This window comes from Aeromonas sp. s10 (assembly GCF_040907975.1).
GTDB lineage: Bacteria > Pseudomonadota > Gammaproteobacteria > Enterobacterales > Aeromonadaceae > Aeromonas > Aeromonas caviae.
On the sequence record NZ_JBFOCV010000053.1, the window covers coordinates 32,329 to 57,569 of the forward strand.

The 25,241-nt window shown below is 60.8% G+C and carries 25 protein-coding genes, 4 tRNA genes and 1 pseudogene; 12 read left to right on the top strand and 18 right to left on the bottom strand.

Going from position 1 to position 25,241, the window contains the following annotated elements:
* Positions 1-89 precede the first annotated feature (89 nt).
* Complete coding sequence (locus tag AB5Y59_RS20150) at positions 90-677, top strand: superinfection exclusion B family protein (RefSeq protein ID WP_041213974.1); 588 nt, start codon at positions 90-92, stop codon at positions 675-677.
* A gap of 67 nt (positions 678-744) precedes the next feature.
* Here the strand turns inward: AB5Y59_RS20150 and AB5Y59_RS20155 are convergent, their stop codons facing one another.
* From AB5Y59_RS20155 to AB5Y59_RS20165, 3 genes are all read right to left on the bottom strand, one after another.
* Positions 745-1,203, bottom strand: a complete 459-nt coding sequence (locus AB5Y59_RS20155; RefSeq protein ID WP_041211864.1) for a methylglyoxal synthase — start codon at positions 1,201-1,203, stop codon at positions 745-747.
* A gap of 250 nt (positions 1,204-1,453) precedes the next feature.
* A complete protein-coding gene (gene bfr / locus AB5Y59_RS20160; RefSeq protein ID WP_268451429.1) occupies positions 1,454-1,933 on the bottom strand; it encodes a bacterioferritin in 480 nt (159 codons plus the stop codon).
* A 131-nt stretch (positions 1,934-2,064) separates the two neighbouring features.
* Positions 2,065-2,271 carry a bacterioferritin-associated ferredoxin gene (locus AB5Y59_RS20165; RefSeq protein ID WP_268451430.1) on the bottom strand — a complete coding sequence of 69 codons (207 nt, stop codon included), beginning with the start codon at positions 2,269-2,271 and terminating at the stop codon, positions 2,065-2,067.
* A gap of 138 nt (positions 2,272-2,409) precedes the next feature.
* On the opposite strand from AB5Y59_RS20165, the gene AB5Y59_RS20170 reads away from it, so the two are divergent.
* The 6 genes from AB5Y59_RS20170 (at position 2,410) to AB5Y59_RS20195 (ending at position 9,348) form a co-directional block, all read left to right on the top strand.
* The gene (locus tag AB5Y59_RS20170) at positions 2,410-2,724 is read left to right on the top strand and encodes an HlyU family transcriptional regulator (RefSeq protein ID WP_041211748.1); all 315 of its coding nucleotides are present in this window, start codon (positions 2,410-2,412) and stop codon (positions 2,722-2,724) included.
* Positions 2,721-4,793, top strand: coding sequence for a tRNA(Met) cytidine acetyltransferase TmcA (locus AB5Y59_RS20175; RefSeq protein ID WP_368212557.1), 2,073 nt, complete (start codon positions 2,721-2,723; stop codon positions 4,791-4,793). The genes AB5Y59_RS20170 and AB5Y59_RS20175 overlap by 4 nt, the downstream gene beginning before the upstream one ends.
* 368 nt (positions 4,794-5,161) lie before the next feature.
* A complete protein-coding gene (gene coxB, locus AB5Y59_RS20180; protein WP_223917946.1) occupies positions 5,162-6,292 on the top strand; it encodes a cytochrome c oxidase subunit II in 1,131 nt (376 codons plus the stop codon).
* A 9-nt stretch (positions 6,293-6,301) separates the two neighbouring features.
* Positions 6,302-7,900 carry a cytochrome c oxidase subunit I gene (gene ctaD / locus AB5Y59_RS20185; RefSeq protein WP_368212558.1) on the top strand — a complete coding sequence of 533 codons (1,599 nt, stop codon included), beginning with the start codon at positions 6,302-6,304 and terminating at the stop codon, positions 7,898-7,900.
* A 9-nt stretch (positions 7,901-7,909) separates the two neighbouring features.
* Positions 7,910-8,464, top strand: a complete 555-nt coding sequence (locus AB5Y59_RS20190; protein ID WP_368212559.1) for a cytochrome c oxidase assembly protein — start codon at positions 7,910-7,912, stop codon at positions 8,462-8,464.
* Positions 8,465-8,466: 2 nt separating this feature from the next.
* Complete coding sequence (locus AB5Y59_RS20195; RefSeq protein WP_124243755.1) at positions 8,467-9,348, top strand: cytochrome c oxidase subunit 3; 882 nt, start codon at positions 8,467-8,469, stop codon at positions 9,346-9,348.
* Between the two features lie 8 nt (positions 9,349-9,356).
* On the opposite strand, the gene AB5Y59_RS20200 is transcribed toward AB5Y59_RS20195, so the two are convergent.
* The gene (locus AB5Y59_RS20200; RefSeq protein ID WP_139736452.1) at positions 9,357-9,563 is read right to left on the bottom strand and encodes a DUF2909 family protein; all 207 of its coding nucleotides are present in this window, start codon (positions 9,561-9,563) and stop codon (positions 9,357-9,359) included.
* An 81-nt stretch (positions 9,564-9,644) separates the two neighbouring features.
* On the opposite strand from AB5Y59_RS20200, the gene AB5Y59_RS20205 reads away from it, so the two are divergent.
* The 4 genes from AB5Y59_RS20205 to cyoE are packed head-to-tail and all read left to right on the top strand — an operon-like array spanning position 9,645 to position 12,758.
* On the top strand, positions 9,645-10,307 hold the full coding sequence (locus AB5Y59_RS20205) for an SURF1 family protein (protein WP_082189151.1): 663 nt from the start codon (positions 9,645-9,647) through the stop codon (positions 10,305-10,307).
* The gene (locus AB5Y59_RS20210) at positions 10,304-10,786 is read left to right on the top strand and encodes a hypothetical protein (protein ID WP_104452225.1); all 483 of its coding nucleotides are present in this window, start codon (positions 10,304-10,306) and stop codon (positions 10,784-10,786) included. The genes AB5Y59_RS20205 and AB5Y59_RS20210 overlap by 4 nt, the downstream gene beginning before the upstream one ends.
* 59 nt (positions 10,787-10,845) lie before the next feature.
* Positions 10,846-11,856 (top strand): heme A synthase, encoded by a 1,011-nt coding sequence (locus AB5Y59_RS20215; RefSeq protein ID WP_368212560.1) that lies wholly within the window; start codon positions 10,846-10,848, stop codon positions 11,854-11,856.
* On the top strand, positions 11,853-12,758 hold the full coding sequence (gene cyoE, locus AB5Y59_RS20220; RefSeq protein WP_368212561.1) for a heme o synthase: 906 nt from the start codon (positions 11,853-11,855) through the stop codon (positions 12,756-12,758). The genes AB5Y59_RS20215 and cyoE overlap by 4 nt, the downstream gene beginning before the upstream one ends.
* A 122-nt stretch (positions 12,759-12,880) precedes the next feature.
* Here the strand turns inward: cyoE and AB5Y59_RS20225 are convergent, their stop codons facing one another.
* The 7 genes from AB5Y59_RS20225 to nhaC all read right to left on the bottom strand — a co-directional run bounded on the left by AB5Y59_RS20225 (position 12,881) and on the right by nhaC (position 20,988).
* A complete protein-coding gene (locus AB5Y59_RS20225) occupies positions 12,881-14,311 on the bottom strand; it encodes a gamma-aminobutyraldehyde dehydrogenase (RefSeq protein ID WP_368212562.1) in 1,431 nt (476 codons plus the stop codon).
* Positions 14,312-14,340: 29 nt separating this feature from the next.
* Positions 14,341-15,156 (bottom strand): ABC transporter permease, encoded by an 816-nt coding sequence (locus tag AB5Y59_RS20230; RefSeq protein ID WP_045522104.1) that lies wholly within the window; start codon positions 15,154-15,156, stop codon positions 14,341-14,343.
* Between the two features lie 7 nt (positions 15,157-15,163).
* Positions 15,164-16,132 (bottom strand): ABC transporter permease, encoded by a 969-nt coding sequence (locus tag AB5Y59_RS20235; protein WP_045522103.1) that lies wholly within the window; start codon positions 16,130-16,132, stop codon positions 15,164-15,166.
* Positions 16,129-17,142: an ABC transporter ATP-binding protein gene (locus tag AB5Y59_RS20240; protein WP_368212563.1), complete on the bottom strand. Its 1,014-nt coding sequence runs from the start codon at positions 17,140-17,142 to the stop codon at positions 16,129-16,131. The genes AB5Y59_RS20235 and AB5Y59_RS20240 overlap by 4 nt, the downstream gene beginning before the upstream one ends.
* A gap of 65 nt (positions 17,143-17,207) precedes the next feature.
* Complete coding sequence (locus AB5Y59_RS20245) at positions 17,208-18,353, bottom strand: ABC transporter substrate-binding protein (protein WP_368212564.1); 1,146 nt, start codon at positions 18,351-18,353, stop codon at positions 17,208-17,210.
* A 196-nt stretch (positions 18,354-18,549) separates the two neighbouring features.
* A complete protein-coding gene (locus AB5Y59_RS20250; protein WP_045522096.1) occupies positions 18,550-19,473 on the bottom strand; it encodes a LysR family transcriptional regulator in 924 nt (307 codons plus the stop codon).
* 105 nt (positions 19,474-19,578) lie between these two features.
* Entirely contained in the window at positions 19,579-20,988 is a 1,410-nt protein-coding gene (gene nhaC, locus AB5Y59_RS20255; RefSeq protein ID WP_368212565.1) for a Na+/H+ antiporter NhaC, read from the bottom strand.
* A 300-nt stretch (positions 20,989-21,288) separates the two neighbouring features.
* On the opposite strand from nhaC, the gene AB5Y59_RS20260 reads away from it, so the two are divergent.
* Complete coding sequence (locus AB5Y59_RS20260; RefSeq protein ID WP_043152850.1) at positions 21,289-21,498, top strand: hypothetical protein; 210 nt, start codon at positions 21,289-21,291, stop codon at positions 21,496-21,498.
* Here the strand turns inward: AB5Y59_RS20260 and AB5Y59_RS20265 are convergent.
* The 7 genes and pseudogenes from AB5Y59_RS20265 to glgC form a co-directional block, all read right to left on the bottom strand.
* Positions 21,495-21,767, bottom strand: a complete 273-nt coding sequence (locus AB5Y59_RS20265) for a late competence development ComFB family protein (RefSeq protein ID WP_029314828.1) — start codon at positions 21,765-21,767, stop codon at positions 21,495-21,497. The genes AB5Y59_RS20260 and AB5Y59_RS20265 overlap by 4 nt on opposite strands.
* A 100-nt stretch (positions 21,768-21,867) precedes the next feature.
* Positions 21,868-21,953: transfer RNA gene (locus AB5Y59_RS20270), tRNA-Leu, on the bottom strand.
* A 71-nt stretch (positions 21,954-22,024) separates the two neighbouring features.
* A tRNA-Leu gene (locus AB5Y59_RS20275) sits at positions 22,025-22,110 on the bottom strand.
* Between the two features lie 45 nt (positions 22,111-22,155).
* Positions 22,156-22,241: transfer RNA gene (locus AB5Y59_RS20280), tRNA-Leu, on the bottom strand.
* Between the two features lie 55 nt (positions 22,242-22,296).
* A tRNA-Leu gene (locus AB5Y59_RS20285) sits at positions 22,297-22,382 on the bottom strand.
* Between the two features lie 116 nt (positions 22,383-22,498).
* The gene (glgA, locus tag AB5Y59_RS20290; RefSeq protein ID WP_119197279.1) at positions 22,499-23,959 is read right to left on the bottom strand and encodes a glycogen synthase GlgA; all 1,461 of its coding nucleotides are present in this window, start codon (positions 23,957-23,959) and stop codon (positions 22,499-22,501) included.
* A pseudogene (gene glgC, locus AB5Y59_RS20295) lies at positions 23,949-25,169 on the bottom strand (glucose-1-phosphate adenylyltransferase); the annotation flags it as partial. The gene glgA and the pseudogene glgC, both read right to left, overlap by 11 nt.
* Positions 25,170-25,241: the final 72 nt, after the last annotated feature.

Genomic DNA, 25,241 nt, shown 5'->3' on the forward strand with positions numbered 1-25,241 from the left:
GATCCTGATCTTTTTACGGGAATCCTTGTGCTGGCACAGCGATTGCTACGAGTTGGCTACTGTCCACATTGACTTGGGAAGGGTGAACGATGAAACGGTGGATCCAACATTTTTACCAGCTTAATCGCCTCAACTGGCTGATGGTCTGGCTGCTGCTTTGCTGCAGCATCATCCTGCTGTTTCCGGCCGGATTGATGAAAGGTGCCGTGAGCCAGTGGGCCACGGCTCATGCGGCCTGGCTTGGGGTCGGCATGTTGATCGCCATCTCCTATTTCTGCAGTCAGGGCTTCCTGATCGCCTGGGAGTGGGCCTGTGACGAGTGGCAGTCCCGCCGCCAGCAGGATCAACTGGCCCAGATGATTGGCTTCCTCGACTTCAACGAGAAGGCGGTGCTGCGGGAGTTCGTACTGCAACGGAAAAGCGTCATAAACCTGCCGATCACCGAACCCGCCGTCAAAAACCTGATGGATGCCGGCGTGCTCACCTACGCCTACGGCAAGCCGGCGCGAGAGAAGGAAGACGAGAACCAGATCCGCGCCCTGATGATCGCCCTGCCGGCTCGCCCTCTGCTGACCTACAAGGTTCTGGGACTGTCGCGGGGCAAGATGAGCGACGAGCAGGTGGAGCAGATCATGAACGCCAGACCCAAGTTCGCGCAGAAGAGCCTCCAGCGCTGACCTTTCCCCATCCCCATAAAAGAAAAGAGCCGGACATCTGTTCCGGCTCTTTGCTGTCTGGCGTTGCTTATTCGGTTCTGGCCTTGAGGTAGCCGGCGTAGTCGGGCACCTGGACGCTGAATGCCTGCTGCATGTGCGGGCTGTCCATGATGAAGTCCGCCGTCGCCTCGTTGGTGGCGACCGGGATGTTCCAGACAGCCGCGAGGCGCAGCAGGGCCTTGACGTCAGGATCGTGGGCGGCGGGATTGAGGGGATCCCAGAAGAAGATCATCACGTCTATCTTCCCTTCGGCGATGAGGGCGCCGAGCTGCTGATCCCCTCCCATGGGGCCGGAGAAGAGGCAGGTAATGGGTAGCTGCGCCTTCTTGCCGAGCAGGGTGCCCGTGGTGCCGGTCGCATAGAGATGGTGGAGCTTGAGCTCCTCCTTACGGCGCAGCACCCAGTTCAGCAGAGGGGCTTTCATGTTGTCGTGAGCCACCAGGGCAACCCGTTTGTGGGGCGCCATCTCGCGTGCAATCAGTTCCATGGAGGTCATCCGTAGCAAAATGATGGGAATGGGGTCGTATCCTAATCGAAAGCGGCGCCTGCCGCTGCCCCATGCATCGTAACTGTGATCCCGGAGGTGGTTCAATCTGGCGCCTGCCATCCTGACAGACTCTGGCCTGCCTTGTCAGCAGCCAGGTTGGCCACCGTATCGTTCGGCAAGATCTCTGCCGCTGGCGCCATGAAAAAACCCGCCTGGGCGGGTTGGGATTGTCTCTTGATGTCATCGCGATTCAGGATGACTCGGCATGGAGCTGGGATTGCTGGTAGTTTTCCATACCGATACGGGCGATGAGATCGAGCTGGGTTTCTAGCCAGTCCACATGATCCTCTTCATCTTCCAGGATCTCCTGGAACAGGTCGCGGCTGACGTAGTCCTGCACGGACTCGGCATAGGTGATGGCGACTTTCAGGTCGGGGATGGCGTCCATCTCCAGAGACAAGTCACAGCGCAGCATCTCTTCCACCGTCTCACCGATGCGCAGCTTGCCCAGATCCTGCAAGTTGGGCAGCCCTTCCAGAAACAGCACCCGCTTGACCAGCTCGTCGGCATGTTTCATCTCATCGATGGATTCGTGATACTCCTTGTGCCCCAGCCCCTTGAGGCCCCAGTCATCATAGATGCGGGCATGCAGGAAGTATTGGTTGATGGCAACCAGCTCATTGGCCAGCACCTTGTTGAGGTGGGCAATGATTTTGGGATCTCCTTTCATCGACATTACTCCTCGTTTTCGAGCCTAGGCAACGATCACTAGAGCTTAGTCCAGAAACATGACCATAACGTGATGGGGAAAGTCGTCCCCTGGAGGGCAGAAGGAGAGATGAAGACGAGAAGTCGGCGATTTTACGCCACTTCGTAATAGAGCGGTGCCTGCTCTGACTGCATCTTGTCGATTTCGGTAGCGATGATCTCCATCGCCATGCGCACACATTTACCACATTGGGCACCGACTTCCAGCGACTGTTTCAACTGTCGAAACTCAGTCTTGCCTGCCTGTACCGCCTTGCGGATCTGGTTATCTGTGATGCCGCGGCACAAACACACGTACATAATCTGGACCTCATGCTGGAATGAGATGAAATCTAAATGAGAATGGTTCGTAGTGCAAAGAACGAATGGTAATAAGATCCCGTGCTTGCCAGTGATTCCACCCTTGGGGAGAATGCCTTTATCAGAGAGGATGCGAACATGTTCAAAAAACTATTCAATGCCCTGTTCAAGGGAGAGATCGCCCAGAGCCCCGAGGTTGAGCCCATCGAATACATGGGCTATCTCATCTATCCCGAGCCCATGGCGGAAGGGGGGCAATACAGGCTGGCAGGTCGCATCACCAGGGAGATAGACGGGCAATTACAGACCCATCGCTTCATCCGCTCCGATCTCTTTGCCAACCCGGCGGATGCCGAGCGCTTCATGGTGCAAAAGGCCCATACCTTCATCGACCAGATGGGGGAGCGCATGTTTGAACCCCGTGTGAAGCCAGACGCCAGCCCAGCTCCATGATGTCAGCCGAGCTGCTCGCCTTGCGCCACGCTATCGCTCATGCCGGCGAGCGACGTCTGATCTGGCTGGAAGGGGAGCAGGATGACTGCATCGTTCGTGCCGAATCCTTGCTGTGGGGGGCGGTGTTCTGGCTGGGGCAGGGTCCTGAGCGTCATGCTCCGCAGCCTGCCGCCAAGGCGCTTCAACGGCTCGGTCAGGAGTGCGACACCCTGGTATTCAATGCCTTCAGTGGTTTTCACCCCGATGCATTCGGTGCCTTGGCGGGGACATTGAGGGCTGGGGGGCTCTTGCTTCTGCTGACCCCGCCGCGGGAGGCATGGCCGACCTACCCAGACCCTGATCGTCAGAGGCTGGTCGCCCAGCCAGAGGAGGTCGATCGTGCCGGGCAGGGGTTCATCTCCCGTCTGGTACGGTTGCTGGAAGAAGATCCGGCGCGAGATCTGACGCCTGCCTCTTGTGATATTACCTGGCAGCCTCTCGACGGGGACCGGCCGCTAAGCGCGGATCAGGCCCGTGCGCTGCCCGCCATCCACAACGTGTTGCACGGCCATCGCCGTCGCCCCCTGGTGTTGAGCGCCGATCGCGGTCGTGGCAAGAGCGCCGTGCTGGGGCTGGCGAGCGCCGACTTGCTGAGTCGGGATCCGGCCTTGACGATAGCGGTGACTGCCCCTTCCCACGCTACAGTGGCGACACTTTTTGCCCATGCAGAGCGCGCGCTGGCAGAGATGCCTGAGCGGCTGGCCGGTCTGAGTTATGTGTCCCCTGATCGGGTGGCTCAAGGAGATGTGCTGGCGGATCTGTTGCTGGTGGATGAGGCCGCCGCCATCCCGACCCCGCTGCTGGAAGCCATGCTGGCCCGTCACAGTCGCATTGTCTTCGCTACAACGGAGCACGGCTATGAGGGGACGGGGCGCGGCTTTCATCTGCGCTTCAAGAGGGTACTCGATGAGCAAACCCCGGATTGGCAGGAGCTGCACTTGGTGGAGCCCATTCGCTGGAGCCTGAGCGATCCGCTGGAGCCTCTGATCTTCCGGCTCCTTGGTCTGAATGCCGACATATCGGCACCTCATCCCCCGACATCACCGACCTGGCGCCTGGTCGGACAAGATGAGCTGGCCCGTGATGACGCGCTGCTCAATCGGGTGTTCGGCCTGCTCGTGCTGGCTCACTACCAGACCAGCCCCAGTGATCTGCGGTATTTGCTGGAGGGGCCGGATCTCGACATTCATCTGATGGAGCAGGGACAGGAGTTGCTCGGGGTGGCGCTGGTCGCGCGGGAGGGCAATATACCCCCTGATCTGGCGCACGCGATCTGGGCCGGACGAAGGCGCCCTCGTGGACATCTGCTGCCCCAGTCGCTGCTGGCCCACGCCGGTTTCGTGACGGCGGGGGAGCGCTCTTATGCCAGGGTGATGCGCATCGCCATCCATCCTGCCCTTCATCGTCTCGGGCTGGGGTCCCGGTTGCTGGACAAGCTGGTATCACATTATCGGGCATTACGGGTCGATTATCTGGGATCTGCCTTCTCCGCCAGTCCAGATCTGCTGCCATTCTGGCTCAAGGCGGGATTGAAGGTGCTGCGTCTTGGTCTGCAGCGCGATGCGGCCAGCGGCAGTCATGCAGCTTTGCTGCTGATGCCGTTGCAATCGGAATATCACGCCGAGCTGGCGCAATGGCGACAGCGTTTCATGAGCCAGTTGCCGGCCCTGCTGGCGGGTGAACTCAAGAGGCTGGATACCGAACTGGTCTGGCTATCCCTCAGAGGCGGACCTGTCACTCATGTGCCGGATCTGGATGAATTCGAGCATCGGGAACTCGATTGCTTTGCCCACCATCACAAGCCATTCGAATTGTGCCAGGCGACACTGCAACGCTGGCTGCTCCGGCAAGTGATGATGCTGGATGCGTTGAGTCAGGATGAACGACGGTTGCTGATCGCCACCATCTGGCAATATGCGTCCTGGTCCGAGCTGGCTGCCCGACAGGGTGTCGCGGGCAAACCCGCCCTGATAAAAGCACTGCGCTCCCTGCTGGCCAGACTGCTGGCTCAGCAAGCACCAGCGGGCTGACCCCCGCCTCTGGCACGGCAGAAAACCACGGAGCCCGGGAGGACCCCATGGCCCCTCCCGGGTTCTGCACATCGATTCGACTCACCATGGCTAAAGCTCTCCCCGTTCAAGACGTGGCCACCCCGGGACCCGTTTCTCCCTCTTCCCTGCTCGTGTTTTGCCTATTGCCACTGCTCTGATGAGCCTAGTCAGGGCTGTCTGCATTTTGGTTTTTTCTGAATATGGACTAATACTTGAATGTGAAATGAATTTTAATAAATGCATTATTTTCAGATGGTTAGTGTTGGGTGTATTGAATGCAGGCCATCTTCTCCAACGTGCACAGGGAGTGCAATGTGAGAAACGATGCAGCTCAGGCAGGTGCCGGAATGATGATGTGGTTCATCAGCAGCAGCGCCTTTGCCAATGAGATCCGGTTCAACATGACGCGCGGGGCCACCGCCATCAGTCAGCAGGTCTATGACCTGCACATGACGATTTTCTATATCTGTTGCGTCATCGGTCTGCTCGTCTTCGGCATCATGTTCTGGTCCATCGTGCACCATCGAAAATCGCGCGGTGCCAAAGCCGCCCAGTTTCACGAAAGCACCCGCATCGAGTTGCTGTGGACGGCCATCCCCGTGTTGATACTGATCGCGATGGCGGCACCGGCAACCTCGACCCTGTTGAAGATGGAGGATACCTCTAAGGCCGATCTCACCGTCCTCGTCACGGGCTCGCAATGGAAATGGCATTACAAATACCTCGAATATCCAGTGGCGTTTTATTCCCTGCTGGCGACCAGCAAACAGCAGATCTCCGGTGATGCCCCCAAGGGCGGCAATTATCTGCTGGAGGTGGATAACCCTCTGGTATTGCCGGTCGGCAAGAAGATCCGTTTCCTGATGACCTCGGACGATGTCATTCACTCCTGGTGGGTTCCCGCCTTCGCCGTGAAAAAAGACGCCAATCCTGGCTACATCAACGAGTCCTGGACCCGGATCGACAAGCCGGGCACCTATCGTGGGCAGTGCGCCGAGCTGTGCGGCAAGGATCACGGTTTCATGCCTGTGGTTGTGGTGGCCAAATCCGCAGAGGAGTTCGAGAAGTGGATTGCCAGAAAGGGAGACGAGCAGGCAACTGCCAAGGCACAGCAACAGGCGCAGGCAGCGGAGACCATGACGTTGCCACAAGCCATGGCACAGGGGGAGAAAGTCTATCTGGGGCACTGCGCGGCCTGTCATCAGCCCGCGGGTACCGGATTGCCCGGCATCTTCCCGGCGCTCAATGGCAGCAAGGTGACCACACAGGCGGAACATCGGGCCCAGCATCTGGACATCGTCCTGCATGGCAAGAGCGGCACGGCGATGCAGCCTTTTGGCAAACAGTTGACGGCGCAGGAACTGGCCGCCGTCATCACCTATGAACGCAATGCCTGGGATAACAAGACCGGCGACCTTGTGCAGCCAGCCGAGGTGCAGTCCCTTCTCAACCCGGCCAATCCGGACAAGGACAAGTGAGGCGTCGGCATGAGTGATGGAATCACGGATACCCCGCACAGCGAACATGTCCACCAGCCAGCGGCCGGTCTGAGGCGCTGGCTCTACACCACCAATCACAAGGACATCGGTACCCTGTATCTGTGCTTTGCTCTCACCATGTTCTTTACCGGTGGCGCCATGGCCATGGTGATCCGGGCAGAACTGTTCCAGCCCGGACTGCAACTGGTGGAACCCCTGTTTTTCAACCAGATGACCACGGTACACGGCCTTATCATGGTCTTTGGTGCCGTCATGCCCGCCTTCACCGGCCTCGCCAACTGGCTGATCCCCATCATGATTGGGGCCCCTGACATGGCGTTGCCCCGCATGAACAACTGGAGCTTCTGGATCCTGCCGTTTGCTTTCCTCATCCTCCTGTCGAGCCTGTTTATGGAGGGAGGCGGCCCCAGTTCTGGCTGGACCTTCTATGCCCCCCTGTCCACCCAGTACAGCGGCAACAGCACGGCCCTGTTCGTCTTTGCCATTCACATCATGGGGATCTCCTCCATCATGGGGGCCATCAACGTCATCGTGACCATCTTCAACCTGCGGGCGCCGGGCATGGGTTGGATGCAGATGCCGCTGTTTGTCTGGACCTGGCTCATCACGGCGTTTCTGCTCATCGCTGTCATGCCGGTGCTGGCGGCTGCGGTGACCATGGTGCTGACGGACAAGTATTTCGGGACCAGTTTCTTCGATGCGGCCGGTGGGGGGGATCCTGTCCTGTTTCAGCACATTTTCTGGTTCTTCGGGCACCCGGAAGTCTACATCATGATATTGCCGGCTTTCGGCATCGTCTCCAGCATCATTCCGACCTTCTCCCGCAAGAAGCTGTTCGGTTATCGCTCCATGGTCTATGCCACCAGCAGCATCGCCTTGCTCTCCTTCATGGTCTGGGCGCACCACATGTTCACCACCGGATTGCCCGTGGTGGCGGAGCTGTTCTTCATGTACACCACCATGCTGATCGCTGTGCCGACAGGGGTAAAGGTATTCAACTGGCTTGCCACCATGTGGCGTGGTTCTCTGACATTCGAGACCCCCATGCTGTTTGCCATCGCCTTCATCACTCTGTTCACCATTGGCGGTTTCTCCGGGCTGATGCTGGCCATGACGCCGGCTGATTTTCAGTATCACGACACCTATTTCGTAGTGGCCCATTTCCACTATGTGCTGGTGACCGGTGCCGTCTTCTCGATCCTGGCTGCGGCCTACTACTGGTTGCCGAAATGGACGGGGCACATGTATGACGAGCGGCTCGGCCAATGGCATTTCTGGTGTTCGCTCGTCTCGGTCAATGTGCTGTTTTTCCCCATGCATTTTGTCGGGCTGGCGGGCATGCCTCGCCGCATTCCCGATTACGCCCTGCAATTTGCCGACTTCAACATGCTGATCAGCCTGGGGGGCTTTGCCTTCGGCCTGTCCCAACTGCTGTTTGTCTGGGGTGTGATCAAATGCATCAGAGGCGGAGCCAAGGCGAGCGAGCGGGTATGGGAGGGGGCCGAGGGGCTAGAATGGACGCTCTCTTCTCCCCCTCCCTATCACAGTTTCCAGACTCCGCCGAATATCCGGTCGGAAGAGCGTTAGGGAGGTCATATGACCCGAGTCAGTCATGCCCCCTTGCTCAGAAAACTGGGTCTGGTCGTGCTCGCCATGTTTGGTTTTGCCTTTGCGCTGGTGCCGCTTTATGACGTCTTCTGCCGGATCACCGGCCTCAATGGCAAGACGTCTGATCAAGCGGCCAGTACGGAGCGGGCGGTGATCGACAGCAAGCGGAGCATCCAGATCGAGTTTCTTGCTCATGCGGATACCCGGATGCCGTGGGACTTCAGCGGTGAGACGGCTCGGCTGTCGGTGCGGCCGGGGGAGGTGAAGATGGTCAACTTTCGGGTGTTCAATCCCACGGAGCGGACCATGGTGGGTCAGGCGGTCCCGTCGGTCTCTCCCGGTCCCGCCGCGGCCTATCTGAAGAAAGTGGAGTGTTTCTGTTTCAATCGCCAGGAGCTGAGGGCAGGGCAGAGCAAGCTGATGCCGCTCAAGTTCTATATCGATCCGGCACTACCGGACAGCATCAATACCATCACGCTTTCCTACTCGCTCTATGACATCACGGCGTCCGTACCGGTACCGGCACTCGCACAGAGGAAATGACCATGGCCAAGGTGAACCAGACCTATTATGTCCCGGACCAGAGTCGCTGGCCCATCATTGGTGCCATTGCACTGTTTTTCCTGGCGTTGGGGGCGGGACATCTGGTCAATGAAGTGGCGAGTGGGCAGACTGGTTTCGGCCGGTATCTGATGATGGCCGGTGTCGCCCTGCTGGCATTCATGTTGTTTGGTTGGTTCCGTCACATCATCCGGGAGTCCATGACCGGGCTCTACAGCGCCCAGATGGACAGATCCTTCAGGCAGGGCATGGTCTGGTTCATCTTCTCCGAAGTGATGTTCTTTCTGGCTTTTTTCGGAGTGCTGTTCTATGCCCGCCAGCTTGCGGTGCCCTGGCTGGATGGTGCGGGCCACAGGGTGATGACGGGCCAGCTGCTGTGGCCGGATTTCACCGCTCACTGGCCCCTGCTCAAGACGCCCGGCGGGGCCACGACCCAGGCCATGCCCTGGCAGGGGATCCCCCTCATCAATACCTTGATCCTGCTCGGCTCCTCCGTGACCCTGCTGTTTGCACACATGAGTCTGGAAAACGGCAGACGCATACGGCTCAAGGGGATGTTGCTGGCAACTGTGGTGCTCGGGCTGACATTCCTGTGGTTTCAAGGCTATGAGTATCTGCATGCCTATCGGGATCTCGGGCTGCGGCTGGATTCCGGCATCTATGGCAATACCTTCTTCATTCTGACCGGGTTCCATGGACTGCACGTGCTGCTGGGCACCCTTTTCCTGACCATCATCTGGCTGCGCATCATGCTGAGGGATCATTTCACCCCACAGCGTCATTTCGCTTTCCAGGCTGCGGCCTGGTACTGGCACTTCGTCGATGTGGTCTGGCTCTGTCTGTTCGTCTTTGTCTACCTGCTTTGATGCCGTGCTCAGTAGGGGCGCGGGTTGGGCTCCAGCCAGCCCATCGCGAGAGAGAGCAGCAGTATGATGACCACCAGCAGGGAGAAGAAAACGCGCCGGCCCAGAGGTATCGACATCTTTTGCGTATTGCCTGCACTGAGCATCAGCCAGAGGGCGTGAAACAGCTGGCCGATGATGAGCAGCAGCATGAGTACCAGAACGACCTTGATCAACATCTTGGGATCCTCCTCGATATGCGCGATTCGGCTGCACGAGACAAGCGACGACCATGGCATCACAGACGCTGGTTTGTCTTGTTGTTCACTCTGGTGGTGACGGCCGGTTTGTGCAAGCTGGCGTTCTGGCAGTGGCAGCGCGGAATGGAAAAAACGGCCTGGCTGGCGCAGATGGCAAAGATGCAGCAGGCCGGGCCAAGGACATTGGCCCAGATCGACTGGCAACACCCGGAGTCACTGGATGGCCAGCCTCTGCAAGGGAAAGCCGAGTGGGTCAGCCCTTATGTCTGGTTGCTGGACAACCAGATCGTCAACGGGGAGGTTGGCTATGACGTGCTCATCCCGGTACGCGCAGAGGGAGGATCCTCACTGTTGCTGGTCAACCTGGGATGGGTGCCCGCGCCATCCGACAGGTCGCAATTACCCAATCCCGCCATCCCCGCCGCAATGACCCTTGAAGGTGTTCTGCGCATGGCTCCCGGCGGCTTCCTGTTGGGACAGAACATAGAACCAGGCCCCTACCCGAACCGGCTGCAATCCATCAGGGTCGAGACCCTGCGACAGGCAATCGGAGCCCCGCTTGCAGACGCCGTGTTCTATCAAAGACGAACCCCATTCCTCTATCACTACCAGCACAATGTCATGCCTCCTGAAAAACACCGGGCCTATGCGGTGCAATGGCTCGGCTTGGCGCTGGTGGTTCTGTCAGGGGGGGTTATGCTGACGAGGAGGTGCTCCCCATGAGCGGATGGCGACGCTGGCGGGTGCCAGCGCTCTTTGCTGCGGTGATCCTGCTGCCTGTGGTGCTGGCGGCTCTGACTCTTCATCAGGGCTGGTATGAACCCGGCACGCGCAGCAAGGGGCACTGGCTGCACCAGGAGATCTACCTGTTGCAACCGCTTCCTGCCCATCAGCACCAATGGCGACTGGTCTATCTGGTGGCCCCTCGCTGCGAGGGACAATGCCGGCAGGTCCCTGTGCTGATGGCGCGCATCCAGGCCGCACTTGGCCGCAACCTGGACAAGCTGGAGCTGGTCCAGTTGACGCCACCTCACGAGACAAACAGTGAAATGAGGGAGGGGGATATACTGCTGGTGGACGACCGCGGGCTGGCCATCTTGCGTTACGAGGTACCCGGCAGCACGACGACCTGGCCGTTGCTTGGCAAGGCGGTACTGTCGGATCTGCAGCAACTGCTCAAATATCAGCGTGGGGTGCAGTGACGATGCCGTCGGCATGGAACTCGCATCTTCTGGCTACTGCACGGTCAACGAGGCGGCATATGAAGATGCACAAGAGGCTGGCCTCCGTGGCCATTGCGCTGGCAGTTCTTGTCATCGCGCTCGGTGCTTATACCCGGTTGACGGATGCCGGGCTGGCCTGCCCCGATTGGCCAGGTTGCTATGGTTCTCTGGCCATTCCCCGCGCCGAGCATGCGGAACTGGCGGCACAGCGCTATCCGGCCAGCCCGCTTGTTCCTCACAAGGCGCGCAGCGAGATGGTGCATCGCTACTTCGCCGGGGTGCTGGGAGGCGTGATTGTGCTCCTGTCCGGCTTGGGCTGGCGTACAGGCGGCCGACTGCGCCACCTCTCGCTCATCTTGCTGGTGCTGGTTGCGGGTCAGGCGGCACTGGGTATGTGGACGGTGACCCTGGCCCTGCATCCCCTGGTGGTGACCACTCATCTGCTGGGCGGCTTCGCCATCCTGACCTTGCTTTGGCTCTATCGGGCCGAATTGGCAGGTTTCACTTCACCCCCGCCCGTACACCAGGGCGTTTCCTGGCTTGGCAGCATGGCCTGTGGCGTGTTGCTGCTGCAGATCGCGTTGGGGGGCTGGACGTCGGCGAACTATGCGGCCATGGCGTGTGTGGAGTTTCCCTTGTGCCAGGGCAACTGGCAGGCAGAGCTGAATTGGGCGCAAGCCTTTCATCTCCCTCTGGGGCACGCCAGCTATGAGTTCGGCGTGCTGGGCAAGGAGGCGCGCCAGACCATTCACATCGCCCATCGCCTGGGAGCGCTGACCACGGCCTTGCTGGTGGGGGCTTTCGCCCTCGCGCTGCTCTGCCAGCGGACCCCCCTGAGAGGGTTTGGCTGGTTGTTGCTGGGTCTGCTGACCGTGCAGATTGCCTTGGGATTGGCGAACGTCCATCTGGCCCTGCCGCTGGCCAACGCCCTTGCACACAACTTGGTGGCCGCCCACCTGCTGGCCTGTTGTGTGCTGGCGCGTGGGAGACTCTCTATGCCTCATCACAACCCCTTGCCATCCCCTGGGATGGTCAGGAGCCGGACATGAATGGGAGAGGGCGGGTACAGCGCTTCGCCCTCCGCCGGGTGCGCGATTATTGTCAGTTGACCAAACCAAAGGTGGTCGCCCTGCTGCTCCTGACCGCCTGGGTGGGCATGCTGCTGGCCGAGCCGACACGCGCCTCTCTGGACGAGATGATACTGGGCCTGGCGGGGATTGGACTGCTCGCTGCCGGGGCGGCGGCCATGAACCATTCTCTGGATAGCGGCATCGATGCCCGGATGCGCAGAACGCGCTGGCGCCCGGTCGCCATGGGACGGATCACGCCGGGGCAGGCGATGAATTTTGCGATCTGTCTGGCACTGTCGGGGTTTGTTCTGCTCCATTGGGGCGTGAATCCCCTGACTGCCTGGCTAACCCTGGCCAGCCTGTTCGGCTATGCGGTCGTCTATACCCTGCTGCTGAAGCGGGCCACGCCGCAGAATATCGTCATCGGCGGATTGGCGGGAGCCATGCCACCGCTCTTGGGCTGGACCAGCATCACGGGGCAGCTTTCGGCCGAGCCCTGGCTGCTGGTGATGATCATCTTTACTTGGACGCCGCCCCATTTCTGGTCTTTGGCCATCCACCGGCGCGATGACTATGCCGGGGCCGACATTCCCATGCTGCCCGTCACCCACGGCACCGATTTCACCAAGACAGCCATCCTGCTCTATCTGCTGATCCTGACGCTCGTCTGCCTGCTGCCCTATCTGATCGGCATGTCGGGGCTTGTCTACCTGGTCGGCAGCCTGGGGCTGAACCTTGGATTCTGCTGGCATGGCTGGTTGTTGAAATATGAGGAGCGCCCCGGCCAGGCGATGCGCACCTTCCGTTTCTCCATCTATCACCTGATGCTGCTGTTTGGTCTGCTGATTCTGGATCACCACTGGCTGTGGCGGTTGTCATGACGTTGATGCGGGTCGCGGTCGGGTGAATGGTGACGCTGCGTCGGTGCACAGCAGGGATGCACAGACCTGATGCAAAACAAGATGGCCCCAAGGGGCCATCTTGTTTTCAGGGGGACGGGAGCCTAGAGCTTGACCATGATATGCCGCGGCACCGTGTAGTCCTCCAGCGCATAGAGGGAGAGATCCTTGCCGTAGCCGGACATCTTCATGCCGCCGTGGGGCATCTCGGAGGTGAGCATGAAGTGGGTGTTGATCCAGGTGCAGCCGTACTGCAGGTGGCTGGCCACCTTGCTGGCAAGGCCGAGATCCCGGGTCCAGACCGAGCTGGCGAGGCCGTAGTCCGAGTCGTTGGCCCACTGCACCACCTGCTCGGCGTCGCTGAAGCGGGTCACCGACACCACCGGGCCGAACACCTCCCGGCGCACGATTTCATCCTCCTGACGGGCGTGGGCGATCAGGGTCGGCTCGAAGAAGAAGCCGTTGCCGGGGCGGATCTTGCCCCCCGCCGTCACCTCCACGTGACCGCTGCTCTGGGCCCGCTCCACGAAGCTGGCCACCCGGTTGCGCTGCCGGTCCGAGATGAGCGGCCCCATCTCCACCCCCTCCTCGCGCGGACCGCCCACCTTGATGGAGGCGACCGCATCTGTCATGGCGGCGACAAACTTGTCGTAGATCTTGCCCTGGGCATAGATGCGGCAAGCGGCGGTGCAATCCTGGCCGGCGTTGTAGAAGCCGAAGGTGCGAATGCCCGCCACCACGGCCTCCAGATCCGCATCGTCAAAGATGATAACCGGTGCCTTGCCCCCCAGCTCCAGGTGGGTGCGCTTCATGGTGCGGGCGGCGCTCTGCAGGATCTTCTGGCCGGTGGCGATGTCACCGGTGAGCGACACCATGCGCACCAGCGGGTGCTCCACCAGCGGCGCCCCCACGCTCTCGCCCCGGCCGCAGACGATGTTGATGACGCCGCGCGGGAACAGCTCGCTGGCCAGCTCCGCCAGGCGCAGGGCGGTGAGCGGGGTCTGCTCGGAGGGCTTGAGCACCACCGTATTGCCGGCGGCGAGCACCGGGGCCATCTTCCAGGCCGCCATCATCAGCGGATAGTTCCAGGGGGCGATACTGCCCACCACCCCTATGGGATCGCGGCGGATCATGCTGGTGTGCCCCTCGATGTACTCCCCCGCCAGCGGCCCCTGCAGGCAGCGGGCCGCGCCGGCGAAGAAGCGGAAGCAGTCCACCACCGCCGGTAGCTCGTCGTTGAGCACCGCCAGATAGGGTTTGCCGCAGTTGAGGGATTCGAGCGCCGCAAACTCCTCGGCGTGGCGCTCGATGGCATCGGCCAGGCGCAGCAGCAGGATACTGCGGCTTGCCGGGGTGGTGCGGCTCCACTGGGCGAAGGCGCGTTGGGCGCCGTTCACCGCCCGGTTCACCTGCTCGAACGAGGCTTCGGGCACCGAGGCGAGCAGCTCCCCGGTGGCCGGGTTGAGGATGGGCTCGGCCTGGCCGTCACCGGTGACGAACTGACCGTCGATCAAAAGTTGGGTAGAGAGTTTCATGGTTGCATCCTTGCGCACGCGTTGAGTCGTTATTTGCCACTGCCGGCAACGTCCTGGCCGTCGCGGGTGAGGTAGTAGGCAAGCAGAATGGGAATGGTGGTGAAGGCCACTATGATGAGCGCCACCACGTTAGTGACCGGCCTGTCCCGTGGCCGGATCAGCTCCTGATACATCCAGATCGGCAGCGTGGTCTGCTGGCCCGCGGTGAAGGTGGTGACGATCACCTCGTCAAAGCTCAGGGCAAACGCCAGCATGCCCCCCGCCAGCAGGGCGGTGGCGAGGTTGGGCAGGATCACGTAGCGCAGGGTCTGGAAGCTGTCGGCACCGAGATCCATCGACGCCTCGATGAGGCTCTGGTTGGTGCGGCGAAAGCGCGCCAGCGCATTGTTGTAGACCACCACCACGCAGAAGGTGGCGTGACCGATGACGATGGTCCAGAAGCTGAAAGGGATCTCCATCACCCCGTAGGCTGAGCGCAGCGCGATGCCGGTGACGATGCCGGGCAGGGCGATGGGCAGCACCAGCAACAGCGATACCACCTCCTGGCCGAAGAAGCGGCTGCGGGCGATGGCCCCCGCCGCCAGGGTGCCGAGCACCATGGCGGCCAGCGTCGCCAGTCCCGCTACCTCCAGCGACAGCTGGATGGCGCGCCACACGTCGGGGCGGTTGAGGGTCACCTCGAACCACTTGAGGGTGAGGCCGGGGGGCGGGAACTGGTAGCTCTTGCTCTCGCTGGTGAAGGCGTAGAGGAAGATGAACAGGATCGGAAAGTGCAGGAACAGGAGACCGCCGATGGCCGCGTACTTGAGCAGGCCGGAGGGTTGGCTGCCGTGGTCCCGTTTCATGGAGGTATTAGAGCGCATCGAAAGCCCCCAGACGTTTCGCGATGGTCAGGTAGATGGCGATGATGAGGATCGGCACCAGCGAGAAGGCGGCGGCGAAGGGCAGGTTGCCCGCCGTGCCCTGCTGCATGTAGACCACCTGACCTATGTACATGGTGGAGTTGCCTATGATGCCGGGGATGATGTAGTCCCCCAGCGTCAGGGAGAAAGTGAAGATGGAGCCCGCCACCACGCCGGGCAGGGCCAGCGGCAGGATCAGGGTGCGAAAGGTCTGGGCCGGGGTGGCGCCGAGATCGCCGCTCGCCTCCAGCAAGGAGCGCGGGATCCGCTCCACCGCAGCCTGGATGGGCAGGATCATGAAGGGCAGCCAGACGTAGACGAACACGATGAAGGTGCCGATGCGCGAGAACGACAACGACGGCCCCCCGATCACCGGCAGCGAGAGGATGGCGTCCAGCAGCCAGTCCAGCCCCAGGGTGTCTGCCAGCCAGCTGATGACCCCCTCCTTGGCCAGGATCAGCTTCCAGGCGTAGACCCGCACCAGATAGCTGGACCAGAGCGGCAGCATGATGCCGACGTAGAACAGGGCCCGGGTCTTGCCGCTGGTGTAGCGCGCCATGTAGTAGGCGATCGGAAAACCGAGCAGGGCACAGGCCAGGGTCACCAGCAGCGACATGCCGACGGTACGCAGGATCACGTCCAGGTTCTCCGCCCGCAGCAGGGCGACGAAGTTCTGCAGCCCCAGCTCGTGGCGGATCTGGCCGCTGAATTCGTCCAGCCCGAAGAAGGCGTTGGAGAGCAGCATCAGCAGGGAGCCGACATAGATGATGCCGAGCCAGAGCAGGGGCGGCCCCAGCAGGATGGCCAGCAACAGACCTGGTCGCCCGTAGAGCAGGGTGGAGAGGCGCCGCAGCGGCCGATAGGAGAGGGGGGCAGTGGGTTGGCTCATGGCAAGGCTCGCGCTGTGGGGGGCGCTCATGGTTGAGTTCCCAGAGGGGCGGTGTGCAGACGATGGATCGCCTGCTCCGGCCAGCTGAGGCTGACCCGGGCGCCACGGGGCAGACGGGCCTGGCCCTCGTTGGGGTGGTTGACGATAAGCTCGAGCTGCTCGCCAAGATCGACCCGGTAGCGCACGAAGGGGCCGAGGTACTCCACTTCGCGCACCTCCCCTGACCATCCCGGTGTGCCGGCCTCGGCGAGCCGGATCCGCTCCGGGCGCACCATCATCTGGTGAGCATCGCCGCACAGACGGCAGGCCTGCTCCCCCTCGAACAGGTTGACGGTGCCGACGAAGCGGGCGACAAAGGGGGTGGCGGGGGCGTCGTAGATGGTATCCGGCGCGGCAATCTGCTCGATCTTGCCCTGATTGAAGATGCAGATGCGGTCGCTCATGGAGAGCGCCTCCTGCTGATCGTGGGTGACGAAGATGAAGGTGATGCCGAGTTGGCGCTGCAAGGCTTTCAGTTCGAGCTGCATCTGCTCGCGCAGCTTGAGGTCGAGGGCCCCCAGCGGCTCGTCCAGCAGCAGGATGCGCGGCTGGTTGATCAGTGCCCGGGCGATGGCGATGCGCTGGCGCTGGCCGCCGGAGAGCTGGCCCGGCTTGCGGTTGCCGACGCCGGGCAGGCGCACCAGTTCCAGCATCTCGTCCACCTTGCGGTAACGCTCCGCCTTGGCGACGCCCTTGAGCATCAGGCCGTAGCCGATGTTGTCGCGCACATCCATGTTGGGAAACAGGGCGTAGTCCTGAAACACGGTATTGAGGTTGCGATCGTAGGGGGGCACGGTGGAGCAGGGCTCGCCAAACAGCTGGATCTCCCCCTCGCTCGGGTATTCGAAGCCCGCTATCATCCGCAGGCAGGTAGTCTTGCCGGAACCGCTCGGCCCCAGCAGGGTGAAAAACTCGCCGGCCGGGATCTGGAAGGAGATGTCGTCGACCGCCTTCACCTCGCCATAGTGGCGGCTGACCCGGTCAAATTGTACGGCATTCATGGGACGTCCTTGTCTGTGTGAGAAGCGGGCCGGACTCCTGTCCGGCCCCATCTGGTTATCCGGTCTTAGCGGCCACCCAGGATGGCGATATAGTCCGAAACCCAGCGGTAGTAGGGCACGCAGGTTCCCTGGCTCTTGCACTGGGAGACAGGAGTACGCCAGAAGTGAACCCGATCGAAGTTGTCGATGCCGTTGGTCTTGCACCCCTCTTTCCCGAGCAGGGCATTGCCCTCGCAGGCGGCCGGTACCACGGGCACTGAGCCGAACCAGGAGGCGAGATCCCCCTGCAGCTTGTTGTTGAGGGAGTGCTCCAGCCACTGATAGGCACAGGTGAGGTTCTTCGCTTCGCTGTGCACCATGCTGGTATCGGCCCAGCCGGTGACGCCCTCCTTGGGCACGGTAGTGGCGATGGGCTGCTTGTCGGCGATCAGGGTATTGGCCTGGAACGGCCAGGAGCCGGAGGCCACCACCCCCTCGTTCTTGAAGTCATCGATCTGGACGAAGGCATCGTGCCAGTAGCGTCCCACCAGCTTGCGCTGCTGGCGCAGGAGGTCGAGGGCGGCCTTGTACTGATCCTCGTTCAGCTCATAGGGATCCTTGATGCCGAGCGCGGGCTGGTGGCTCATCAGATAGAGGGCGGCATCGGCGATGTGAATGGGGCCGTCGAACGCCTGCACCCGACCCTTGTTGGACTTGCCGTCCGGCAGGGTCTGTTCCTCGAACACCACGCTCCAGGAGTCGGGCGCCTTGGGGAACACCTTGGTGTTGTACATCAAGATGTTGCCGCCCCACTGGTAGGGCACGCCGTAGTGCTTGCCGTCTACCGTGTGCCAGGGGGCATTCTGCAGGCGGAGGTCTATCTTGCCGTAGCTCGGGATGAGCGCCAGGTTGAGTACCTGCACCTTGCCGCCGGCGATGAGGCGCAGGCTGGCGTCGCCGGAGGCGGTCACCAGGTCGAAGCCCCCCTCGTTCATCAGCGCCACCATCTCGTCCGAGGTGGCGGCCGTCTTGACGTTGACCTTGCAGCCGGTCTCTTTCTCGAAGCCGGTGACCCAGTCGTAGTTCTTGTCGGTCTCGCCGCGCTCCACATAGCCGGCCCAGGCCACGATGTTGAGCTGGCCTTCACCCTTGCCGAGGGTGGTGGGGGCTGCCTGGACCTGGCTTGCCAGCAGCGCCGGGATCAGGGCCAGGGTCAGAGGGGTCAATTTCATCTTGCTCTCCTTGCATGATTGGCAATCGTGGCGGCGCCACAGTAGGAATTAACATCCTGTTAACCAGTCATGAGCGTAGGAGAAGCCGTGAGCAATGAGAATTTCAATTTTTAGCGGCTTTGGTATCTGTAAAATCGATATCGAGTGCATATGAATCTGATTTTTTTGCCGGAGTCACGGCTGTTCAGGCTCAGTCCTAGCGGGGGAGGTGCTGGCGGGCGCGCAGCCGGCTCTGATCCCGCACTATGTCGATGAACTCGCGGGCGGTCCACTCCAGCCGGGAGCCACGCCGCCACACCAGGCCAATGTCGATGGCGGGAATGGGCTCCTTGATGGCGCGGGCCTCGACCCGCTCCTGCTCCAGCGACCAGGGGCGGTAGGCAAAGTCCGGCAGCAGGGCGAGCCCGAGCTGGCTCGCCACCAGGCTGCGCACCGCTTCCACCGAGGCGGTACGCAGCACGATGCGCGGCGAGATGCCGTAGCGGCGCAGGCCGCCGCCGATGATCTGGTCCAGCTGGTCGGCGGTCAGCGAGATCATGGGCTCCTCGCCGAGCGCCTTGAGGGAGAGGGTCGACTCGGCGCAGAGGGGGTGGTTGGCGGCGAGCCAGACCCGCAGCGGCGAGCGGGTCAGCAGCTCGGTATCGAACGCCTCCTGGCGGATGGTGCGGTTGGTCATCAGGATCCCCACATCCACCTCGCCGTTGACGATCTGGTGTTCGAGATAGGGCTGCTCATCCTCCTTCACCTCGATCTGTACCGCCGGGAAGGCGCGGCGAAAGCGGCCGAGCGCTTCCGACAGGTAGTAGCCAGCAACCAGGGTGGTTACGCCTATGGTAAGCCGCCCCTGATCCTGCTGGGCCACCGCCTTGAGGGACTGGCCGGCTTCGGTCATGGCGCTTAGGATGCGACGGGCGTGCAGCAGAAACTGGTGACCTTGGGTGGTGAGGCTGACGCCGCGCGGGTTGCGCTCGAACAGGGCGGCGCCGAGCTCGGTCTCCAGCTCGCGGATGGCGCTGGTGACCGCCGACTGGGAGATGTGCAGCTCGGCGGCTGCCCGGCTCACCGAGAAGCTGTCGGCCACCGCCACGAAATAGCGGATCTGGCGAAAGGTGAAGTTCATCTGGGCGTCCTGCCACGTGCGATCAAGGTGAGTGCCAGCTTAACCTCGAATCGCACCCAGACAAAAGGCGCCGTGATGGCGCCTTTGTCGTTGTTTTTACGGAAATTAGCGGGTTGTCACCGCCTCTGTGACCGGTACACGGTTCACTCCCTTGCCCAGATAGGCGAGGGTGATGGTCACTATGATGCAGGTGAAGCTGAGCCACATGTAGGGCAGGTAGTCGAGGGTCGCTACCCCGAGGACCCCTGCCATGAAGATGCCGTTGTCGCTCCAGGGCACCATGCCGCAGGTGAGGGTGCCGCCAAACTCGGCGTTGCGGGAGAGGTTCTTGCGCTCCAGCCCCAGTCTGTCGTAGTTCTTGGCCATGATCTTGGGGGTCAGGATCAGCGATACATACATAGCGGAACCGAACACGTTGGCCAGGAAGGCGGTGCCGATGGTGTGGCTGGTCAGGCTGCCGGCGCTGTTGATGCGCTTCTCGAAGGCACTGGCGATGACGGAGAGGATGCCGACCTTCTCCAGCAGACCGCCGAAGCCCAAGCCGAAGATGATGACGGCCACGGAACCCAGCATGGACTCCATGCCGCCACGGCCCAGGATGTTGTCGATGAAATCGACGCCTGAGGTGATGGTAAACGGGCTGTAGGCGGAGTGCATCGCCTTCACCGGATCCATGTCCTGGAAGACGATGGCCCAGACAAGACCCAGCAAGGCGCCGAAGCTGATCACCGGGAAGGCGGGCTTGCGGTTGGCCAACAGGCCCAGCACCAGCACCACGGGCACTATGGCCATGGGGGTGATGTTGAACTGCTTGTCGAGGGCGTCCATCACCAGATTGACCTGCTCCAGGCTGACGTTGCCGGAGTACTGCATGCCGACCACGGTGAACAGGGCGGCGGTGATGACGTAGGAGAACAGGCTGATGGGCAGCATCCCCTTGATGTGTTCCATCACGTCGACGTTGGACATGGTCGAGGCCAGCACCACGGAGTCGGAGAGCGGGGAGAGCTTGTCACCGAAGTAGACGCCGGAGAGCACGGCACCGGCTACCAGCGGCGCGGGTACCCCCAGGCTGTGGCCTATACCCATCATGGCGATGCCGGCGGTGGCCGCCGAGCCCCAGGAGGTGCCGGTGGCCAGCGAGGTGAGAGAGCAGATGATCAGGGTCGCCAGCAGGAAGATGGAGGGGTGTATCACCTTGAGGCCGAAGTAGATGATGCTGGGGACGATGCCGCCGGCAATCCAGGTGCCCACCAGGGCACCGACGGAGATCAGTATCAGGATGGCCCCCATCCCCTTGGCGACGCCGTCGACTGCCGCCTGTTCCAGGGATTTGTAATCATGGCCGAGCTTGATGCCGAGTCCCATGATGACGAACCAGGCGATGAACAGTGCCAGCTGGATTGGCAGATCCAGCACGCTGGTGAAGGAGAAGGCCAGGGCCAGGAAAATGGCCAGGCAGGCAAATACTTGCGACATGCCCGGCAATCGGATGTGGTGTTGTTGGTTTTGCATAGACGCTCCCTAAACTCTTGCTCGCCAAGGTCAGCCCCTCTCGTCCTGCGGATGCGTCGATCCCGAGAGGCTTACCAAAAGAGGGCGCAATCTACCATAAAGCGGAGGTGTAAAATCCCTGCTCATTCGGCAAAACAGCTTTAAAATTTTAAAATCCCACAAAATAGTTGATCTAATCGGCATTTTTCACTGTTCAATCGACACCGTTTGATAGCCGGAGATCCATAGGCAAGTTCGATTGCAGATGGCAACACCAAAGATGATAATAGTTATCATTAGTGTTTTTTCGGACCAATGCCAATGAACTGGATAGCACGCGCTCTGATCTTGGCCGCCCTTCTGGCGGTGCTGGTCTGGGGTCAGGAGAAGGAATACGGGTTCTGGAGCCTGGGGTTCTTGCTGGCTGCCTGGGTCATGCTGGAACCCAGGCTGAGACCGGTGTTGATCCTGCTGCCGGTTGCGGGAATGACAGGGGTCGTCACTCTGCTCTGGCAGCAGGGTTGGCATTAAGCCTGGCGAGTGGGGACGGCCTGGATCTTGTCGTAGGCCTGGCGCAGGGAGGCGATGACCTTCTTCTCCATCTCGCTGCGTTCGGCGTCTGTCGTGAAGTAGATCATGTCGACATCGTGGCGGATATAGTGGGAAGGAAGCTGGTTGAGTGTCAGGCAGCAGAGGTCTGCCAGCTGATAGGGGGTCAATGTTCGAGCCAACCCCTGTTTTTCTATCTCCTTGAGCACCAGATGCTCATAGAAGTTGTGAATATCGGTATCCAGGATCATGGGAAAACCCCCGTGGTGGCGTAGCATCTTCAACAGCATAGCCATGGGGCATGAAAACACAAAAGGCCCGTTACTCTCGTAACGGGCCTTTGCAGAATGATGGTGCGAAGAGAGGGACTCGAACCCTCACATCCGTGGGACACTAACACCTGAAGCTAGCGCGTCTACCAATTCCGCCACCTTCGCACACTGATTTTCTCCAGCTGGTTTTTAAATGCGGTTGGAGCGCATTTTCTGTGTTTTACATGCCAGAAGCATGGTGCGAAGAGAGGGACTCGAACCCTCACACCCGGGGGGCACTAACACCTGAAGCTAGCGCGTCTACCAATTCCGCCACCTTCGCACATCGGGTTATCAGTCTGGATTTACATGCTGTCTGATAAAAGCATGGTGCGAAGAGAGGGACTCGAACCCTCACACCCGGGGGGCACTAACACCTGAAGCTAGCGCGTCTACCAATTCCGCCACCTTCGCACATCGGGTTATCAGTCTGAATTTACATGCCGTCTGATAAGAGCATGTTGCAGTATGGTGCGAAGAGAGGGACTCGAACCCTCACATCCGTGGGACACTAACACCTGAAGCTAGCGCGTCTACCAATTCCGCCACCTTCGCATCACTGCGGTGGGGGATTCTATAGAGTTTTGGGGGGGCGTCAACAGCCAAAGGGGACTTTTTTCGCTGTTGACGGATAAAGGCGTGCCAAGGGCACAAAACTTCAGCAATCGGCGTCAGACGGTGGCCAGCGCATCCTGATACATCTGTTCGTACAGGATGACGGAGTCTGCCCAGTCGAAGCGGGTGTTCATGGCGTGGTGCTGCACACGGGCAAAACGTGCCGGCTCCTGCAGATAATGGAGCAGGCTGCGGCGCATGGCATCGAGCAAGGTGCTGGCAGTGGGATCGTTGAAGCAGAAACCGGTCGCATTCGCCGGGTCAGCATCCCAGTCCACGACGGTATCTTTCAATCCGCCGACGGCCCGCACCAGGGGCAGGGTGCCATAGGCCAGACTGTACATCTGGTTGAGCCCGCATGGCTCGAACAGAGAAGGCATCAGGAAGAAGTCGGCGCCAGCCTCCACCAAGTGGGCCAGACGGTCGTCATAGGCATTGATGAAGGCAAACTTGTCGGGATGCTGCTGGGCAATGCTTTGCAACTGGGCGGCGAGAGAGGGATCACCGGAGCCCACAATTACCACCTGGACCTGATGCTGCAAGAACTTGTCCAGCGCCGGGATGAGCAGGTGTACTCCTTTCTGCTCGGTCAGTCGACACACCATGCCATAGATGGGGAGGTTGCCGACGGGGAGCCCCGTCTCCTGCTGCAGGATGCGCTTGCAGGTGTGTTTGCCATCCAGGTTGTCGGCATCATAGGTGGCGGGCAACAGAGGATCGAAGGCGGGATCCCAGTCCTGATAGTCACAGCCGTTGAGGATGCCACGCAGGTCAGCAGCCCGCTGCTGGAATACGCTGGCCATGCCGTGAGCGCCCAGGTGCGTCAGCAGCTCGCTGGCGTAGTTGGGGCTGACCGCATTGATCTTGTCTGCGTAGAGCACACCGCACTTGAGCAGATTGATGTGACCATAGTCGTAGTTGATGCGCTGCTCGTAGTCGTGGATTTCCGGCACGGCCCAGAACTGCTGGCGATCGAATACCCCCTGAAAGGCCGCGTTGTGAATGCTGATGACCGACCGGGTGCGCTGGAAGAAGGGGTTGTGGGCATGACGGGTTTTCAGCAGCAGCGGCAGCAGACCGGTGTGCCAGTCGTTGCAGTGGGCGATGTCGGGAGCGAAACCCAGCTGTTCGCACGCATGCAGGGCCGCCGCGGCCAGAAAGGCAAAGCGTTCACCGTTGTCGGGATAGGCCTGGTTGTTCTCGGCATAGAGCTGGGGGCGGTCGAAATAGTGCGGGCAATCGAGCAGATAGACGCAGATCCCGTCCAGTTCCAGCTGATGGATGCGATAGCTGATATCACTGCGATCCTGGGGGGTGGGGAGCCAGCGCGAGGCGAGGAGGGTGGCCTCGTCCCGGCGCTTGATGGTCTTGTAGAAGGGCATAATGATGCGCACATCGTGCCCCTGACGGGCGAGATGCTGCGGCAGGGCCTTGGCCACATCTGCCAGGCCCCCGGTCTTCACCAGCCCCTCAACCTCCGAGGCTACAAACAGGATTTTCAGTGGGTTAATAGCCAACTCTTGCTCCCTTAGGTACCACGACGATACCGCCTTCGGATACGGTAAACCGCTCTCTGTCATGGTCCAGATTCTCACCGATCACGGTGCCGGGTGCAATTTCAACGTTTTTGTCGATGATGGCGCGGCGAATGGAGCAACCTTCGCCGATTTTCACATCCCCCAGCAGCACGGATTCACTGATGTGGCTGCAGGGGCCTATGTTGCAGCGAAATCCCAGTATGGATCGCTGGATCTGGCTGCCCTGAATGAAGCAGCCTCCGGAGATCAGGGAGTTGGCGATCTTGACCTTGCAGTCGTCGGTATCGATGAAGGTAGCGGGGGGCAGGGGCGGGTAATGGGTGTGCAGCGGCCACTTGCGATTGTAGAGAGAGAAGGGGGCATCGTCGGCCACCAGATCCATGTGTGCCTGCCAGTAAGAGTCGAGCGTCCCCACATCGCGCCAGTAGACGTTGGGCTTCTCGCCCGGGATCACGTTGGTGCTGTAGTCGTAGACGTAGACGGGGGCACGGGGGAACAGGCTGGGAATGATGTCTTTGCCGAAATCGTGACTGGAGTTCTCCTCGGCGGCATCCCGCTTGAGCTCCCGATAGAGGGCCTCGGTCTCGAAGATGTAGTTACCCATGGAGACCAGGGCCTGGGTGGGGTCGCCGGGGATGTGTTTCGGGTGACGGGGCTTTTCTTCAAAGCCAATCATGCGCCCTTCCTGATCCACCTCGATCACCCCGAAGGCGCTTGCTTCCTCGATGGGCATGCGCAGTGCCGCGACGGTCAGGGCGGCCGCTTTCTGCTTGTGGAAGCTCACCATCTGGCTTACGTCCATCTTGTAGATGTGATCGGAGCCGAAGATGCAGACGTGCTCGGGGTCGGAGATCTCGATGAAGCGCAGGTTCTGGTAAATGGCGTCTGCGGTGCCGTCATACCAGCGTTTGCCCATTCGCATCTGGGCCGGAATGGGGTCGATGAAGCGATCCGTGATGCCGACGATGTTCCAGCCCTTCTTCATGTGCAGGTAAAGGGACTGGGACTTGAACTGGGTGAGTACATAGATGCGCAGGAAATCGGCGTTGACGAAGTTGTTGAGCACGAAGTCGATCAACCGGTAACTGCCGCCAAAGGGTACGGAGGGTTTGCTGCGGGTGGTGGTCAGCGGTTGCAGTCGGGTACCTTCACCGCCTGCCAGTATCATGGTGAGTATGCCTGCCATCGTCGTTCTCTCCCTGAGATCATGATGTTGAAAAGGTTTTCATGTTGCTGCGAAAAAAACACCCCTAAAGGGGTG

Excerpts from the sequence above, each read along its gene's own strand:
- bfr (WP_268451429.1), bottom strand. The coding sequence starts at position 1,933 with ATGAAAGGAGATCCCAAAATCATTGCCCACCTCAACAAGGTGCTGGCC.
- cyoE (WP_368212561.1), top strand. The coding sequence starts at position 11,853 with ATGAATGGGAGAGGGCGGGTACAGCGCTTCGCCCTCCGCCGGGTGCGC.
- AB5Y59_RS20175 (WP_368212557.1), top strand. The coding sequence starts at position 2,721 with ATGATGTCAGCCGAGCTGCTCGCCTTGCGCCACGCTATCGCTCATGCC.
- AB5Y59_RS20225 (WP_368212562.1), bottom strand. The coding sequence starts at position 14,311 with ATGAAACTCTCTACCCAACTTTTGATCGACGGTCAGTTCGTCACCGGT.
- AB5Y59_RS20215 (WP_368212560.1), top strand. The coding sequence starts at position 10,846 with ATGAAGATGCACAAGAGGCTGGCCTCCGTGGCCATTGCGCTGGCAGTT.
- AB5Y59_RS20150 (WP_041213974.1), top strand. The coding sequence starts at position 90 with ATGAAACGGTGGATCCAACATTTTTACCAGCTTAATCGCCTCAACTGG.
- AB5Y59_RS20230 (WP_045522104.1), bottom strand. The coding sequence starts at position 15,156 with ATGAAACGGGACCACGGCAGCCAACCCTCCGGCCTGCTCAAGTACGCG.
- coxB (WP_223917946.1), top strand. The coding sequence starts at position 5,162 with ATGATGATGTGGTTCATCAGCAGCAGCGCCTTTGCCAATGAGATCCGG.
- AB5Y59_RS20210 (WP_104452225.1), top strand. The coding sequence starts at position 10,304 with ATGAGCGGATGGCGACGCTGGCGGGTGCCAGCGCTCTTTGCTGCGGTG.
- AB5Y59_RS20195 (WP_124243755.1), top strand. The coding sequence starts at position 8,467 with ATGGCCAAGGTGAACCAGACCTATTATGTCCCGGACCAGAGTCGCTGG.
- AB5Y59_RS20200 (WP_139736452.1), bottom strand. The coding sequence starts at position 9,563 with ATGTTGATCAAGGTCGTTCTGGTACTCATGCTGCTGCTCATCATCGGC.
- ctaD (WP_368212558.1), top strand. The coding sequence starts at position 6,302 with ATGAGTGATGGAATCACGGATACCCCGCACAGCGAACATGTCCACCAG.
- AB5Y59_RS20265 (WP_029314828.1), bottom strand. The coding sequence starts at position 21,767 with ATGATCCTGGATACCGATATTCACAACTTCTATGAGCATCTGGTGCTC.
- AB5Y59_RS20235 (WP_045522103.1), bottom strand. The coding sequence starts at position 16,132 with ATGAGCGCCCCCCACAGCGCGAGCCTTGCCATGAGCCAACCCACTGCC.
- nhaC (WP_368212565.1), bottom strand. The coding sequence starts at position 20,988 with ATGCAAAACCAACAACACCACATCCGATTGCCGGGCATGTCGCAAGTA.
- AB5Y59_RS20250 (WP_045522096.1), bottom strand. The coding sequence starts at position 19,473 with ATGAACTTCACCTTTCGCCAGATCCGCTATTTCGTGGCGGTGGCCGAC.
- AB5Y59_RS20190 (WP_368212559.1), top strand. The coding sequence starts at position 7,910 with ATGACCCGAGTCAGTCATGCCCCCTTGCTCAGAAAACTGGGTCTGGTC.
- AB5Y59_RS20155 (WP_041211864.1), bottom strand. The coding sequence starts at position 1,203 with ATGGAACTGATTGCACGCGAGATGGCGCCCCACAAACGGGTTGCCCTG.
- AB5Y59_RS20245 (WP_368212564.1), bottom strand. The coding sequence starts at position 18,353 with ATGAAATTGACCCCTCTGACCCTGGCCCTGATCCCGGCGCTGCTGGCA.
- AB5Y59_RS20170 (WP_041211748.1), top strand. The coding sequence starts at position 2,410 with ATGTTCAAAAAACTATTCAATGCCCTGTTCAAGGGAGAGATCGCCCAG.
- AB5Y59_RS20240 (WP_368212563.1), bottom strand. The coding sequence starts at position 17,142 with ATGAATGCCGTACAATTTGACCGGGTCAGCCGCCACTATGGCGAGGTG.
- AB5Y59_RS20260 (WP_043152850.1), top strand. The coding sequence starts at position 21,289 with ATGAACTGGATAGCACGCGCTCTGATCTTGGCCGCCCTTCTGGCGGTG.
- AB5Y59_RS20165 (WP_268451430.1), bottom strand. The coding sequence starts at position 2,271 with ATGTACGTGTGTTTGTGCCGCGGCATCACAGATAACCAGATCCGCAAG.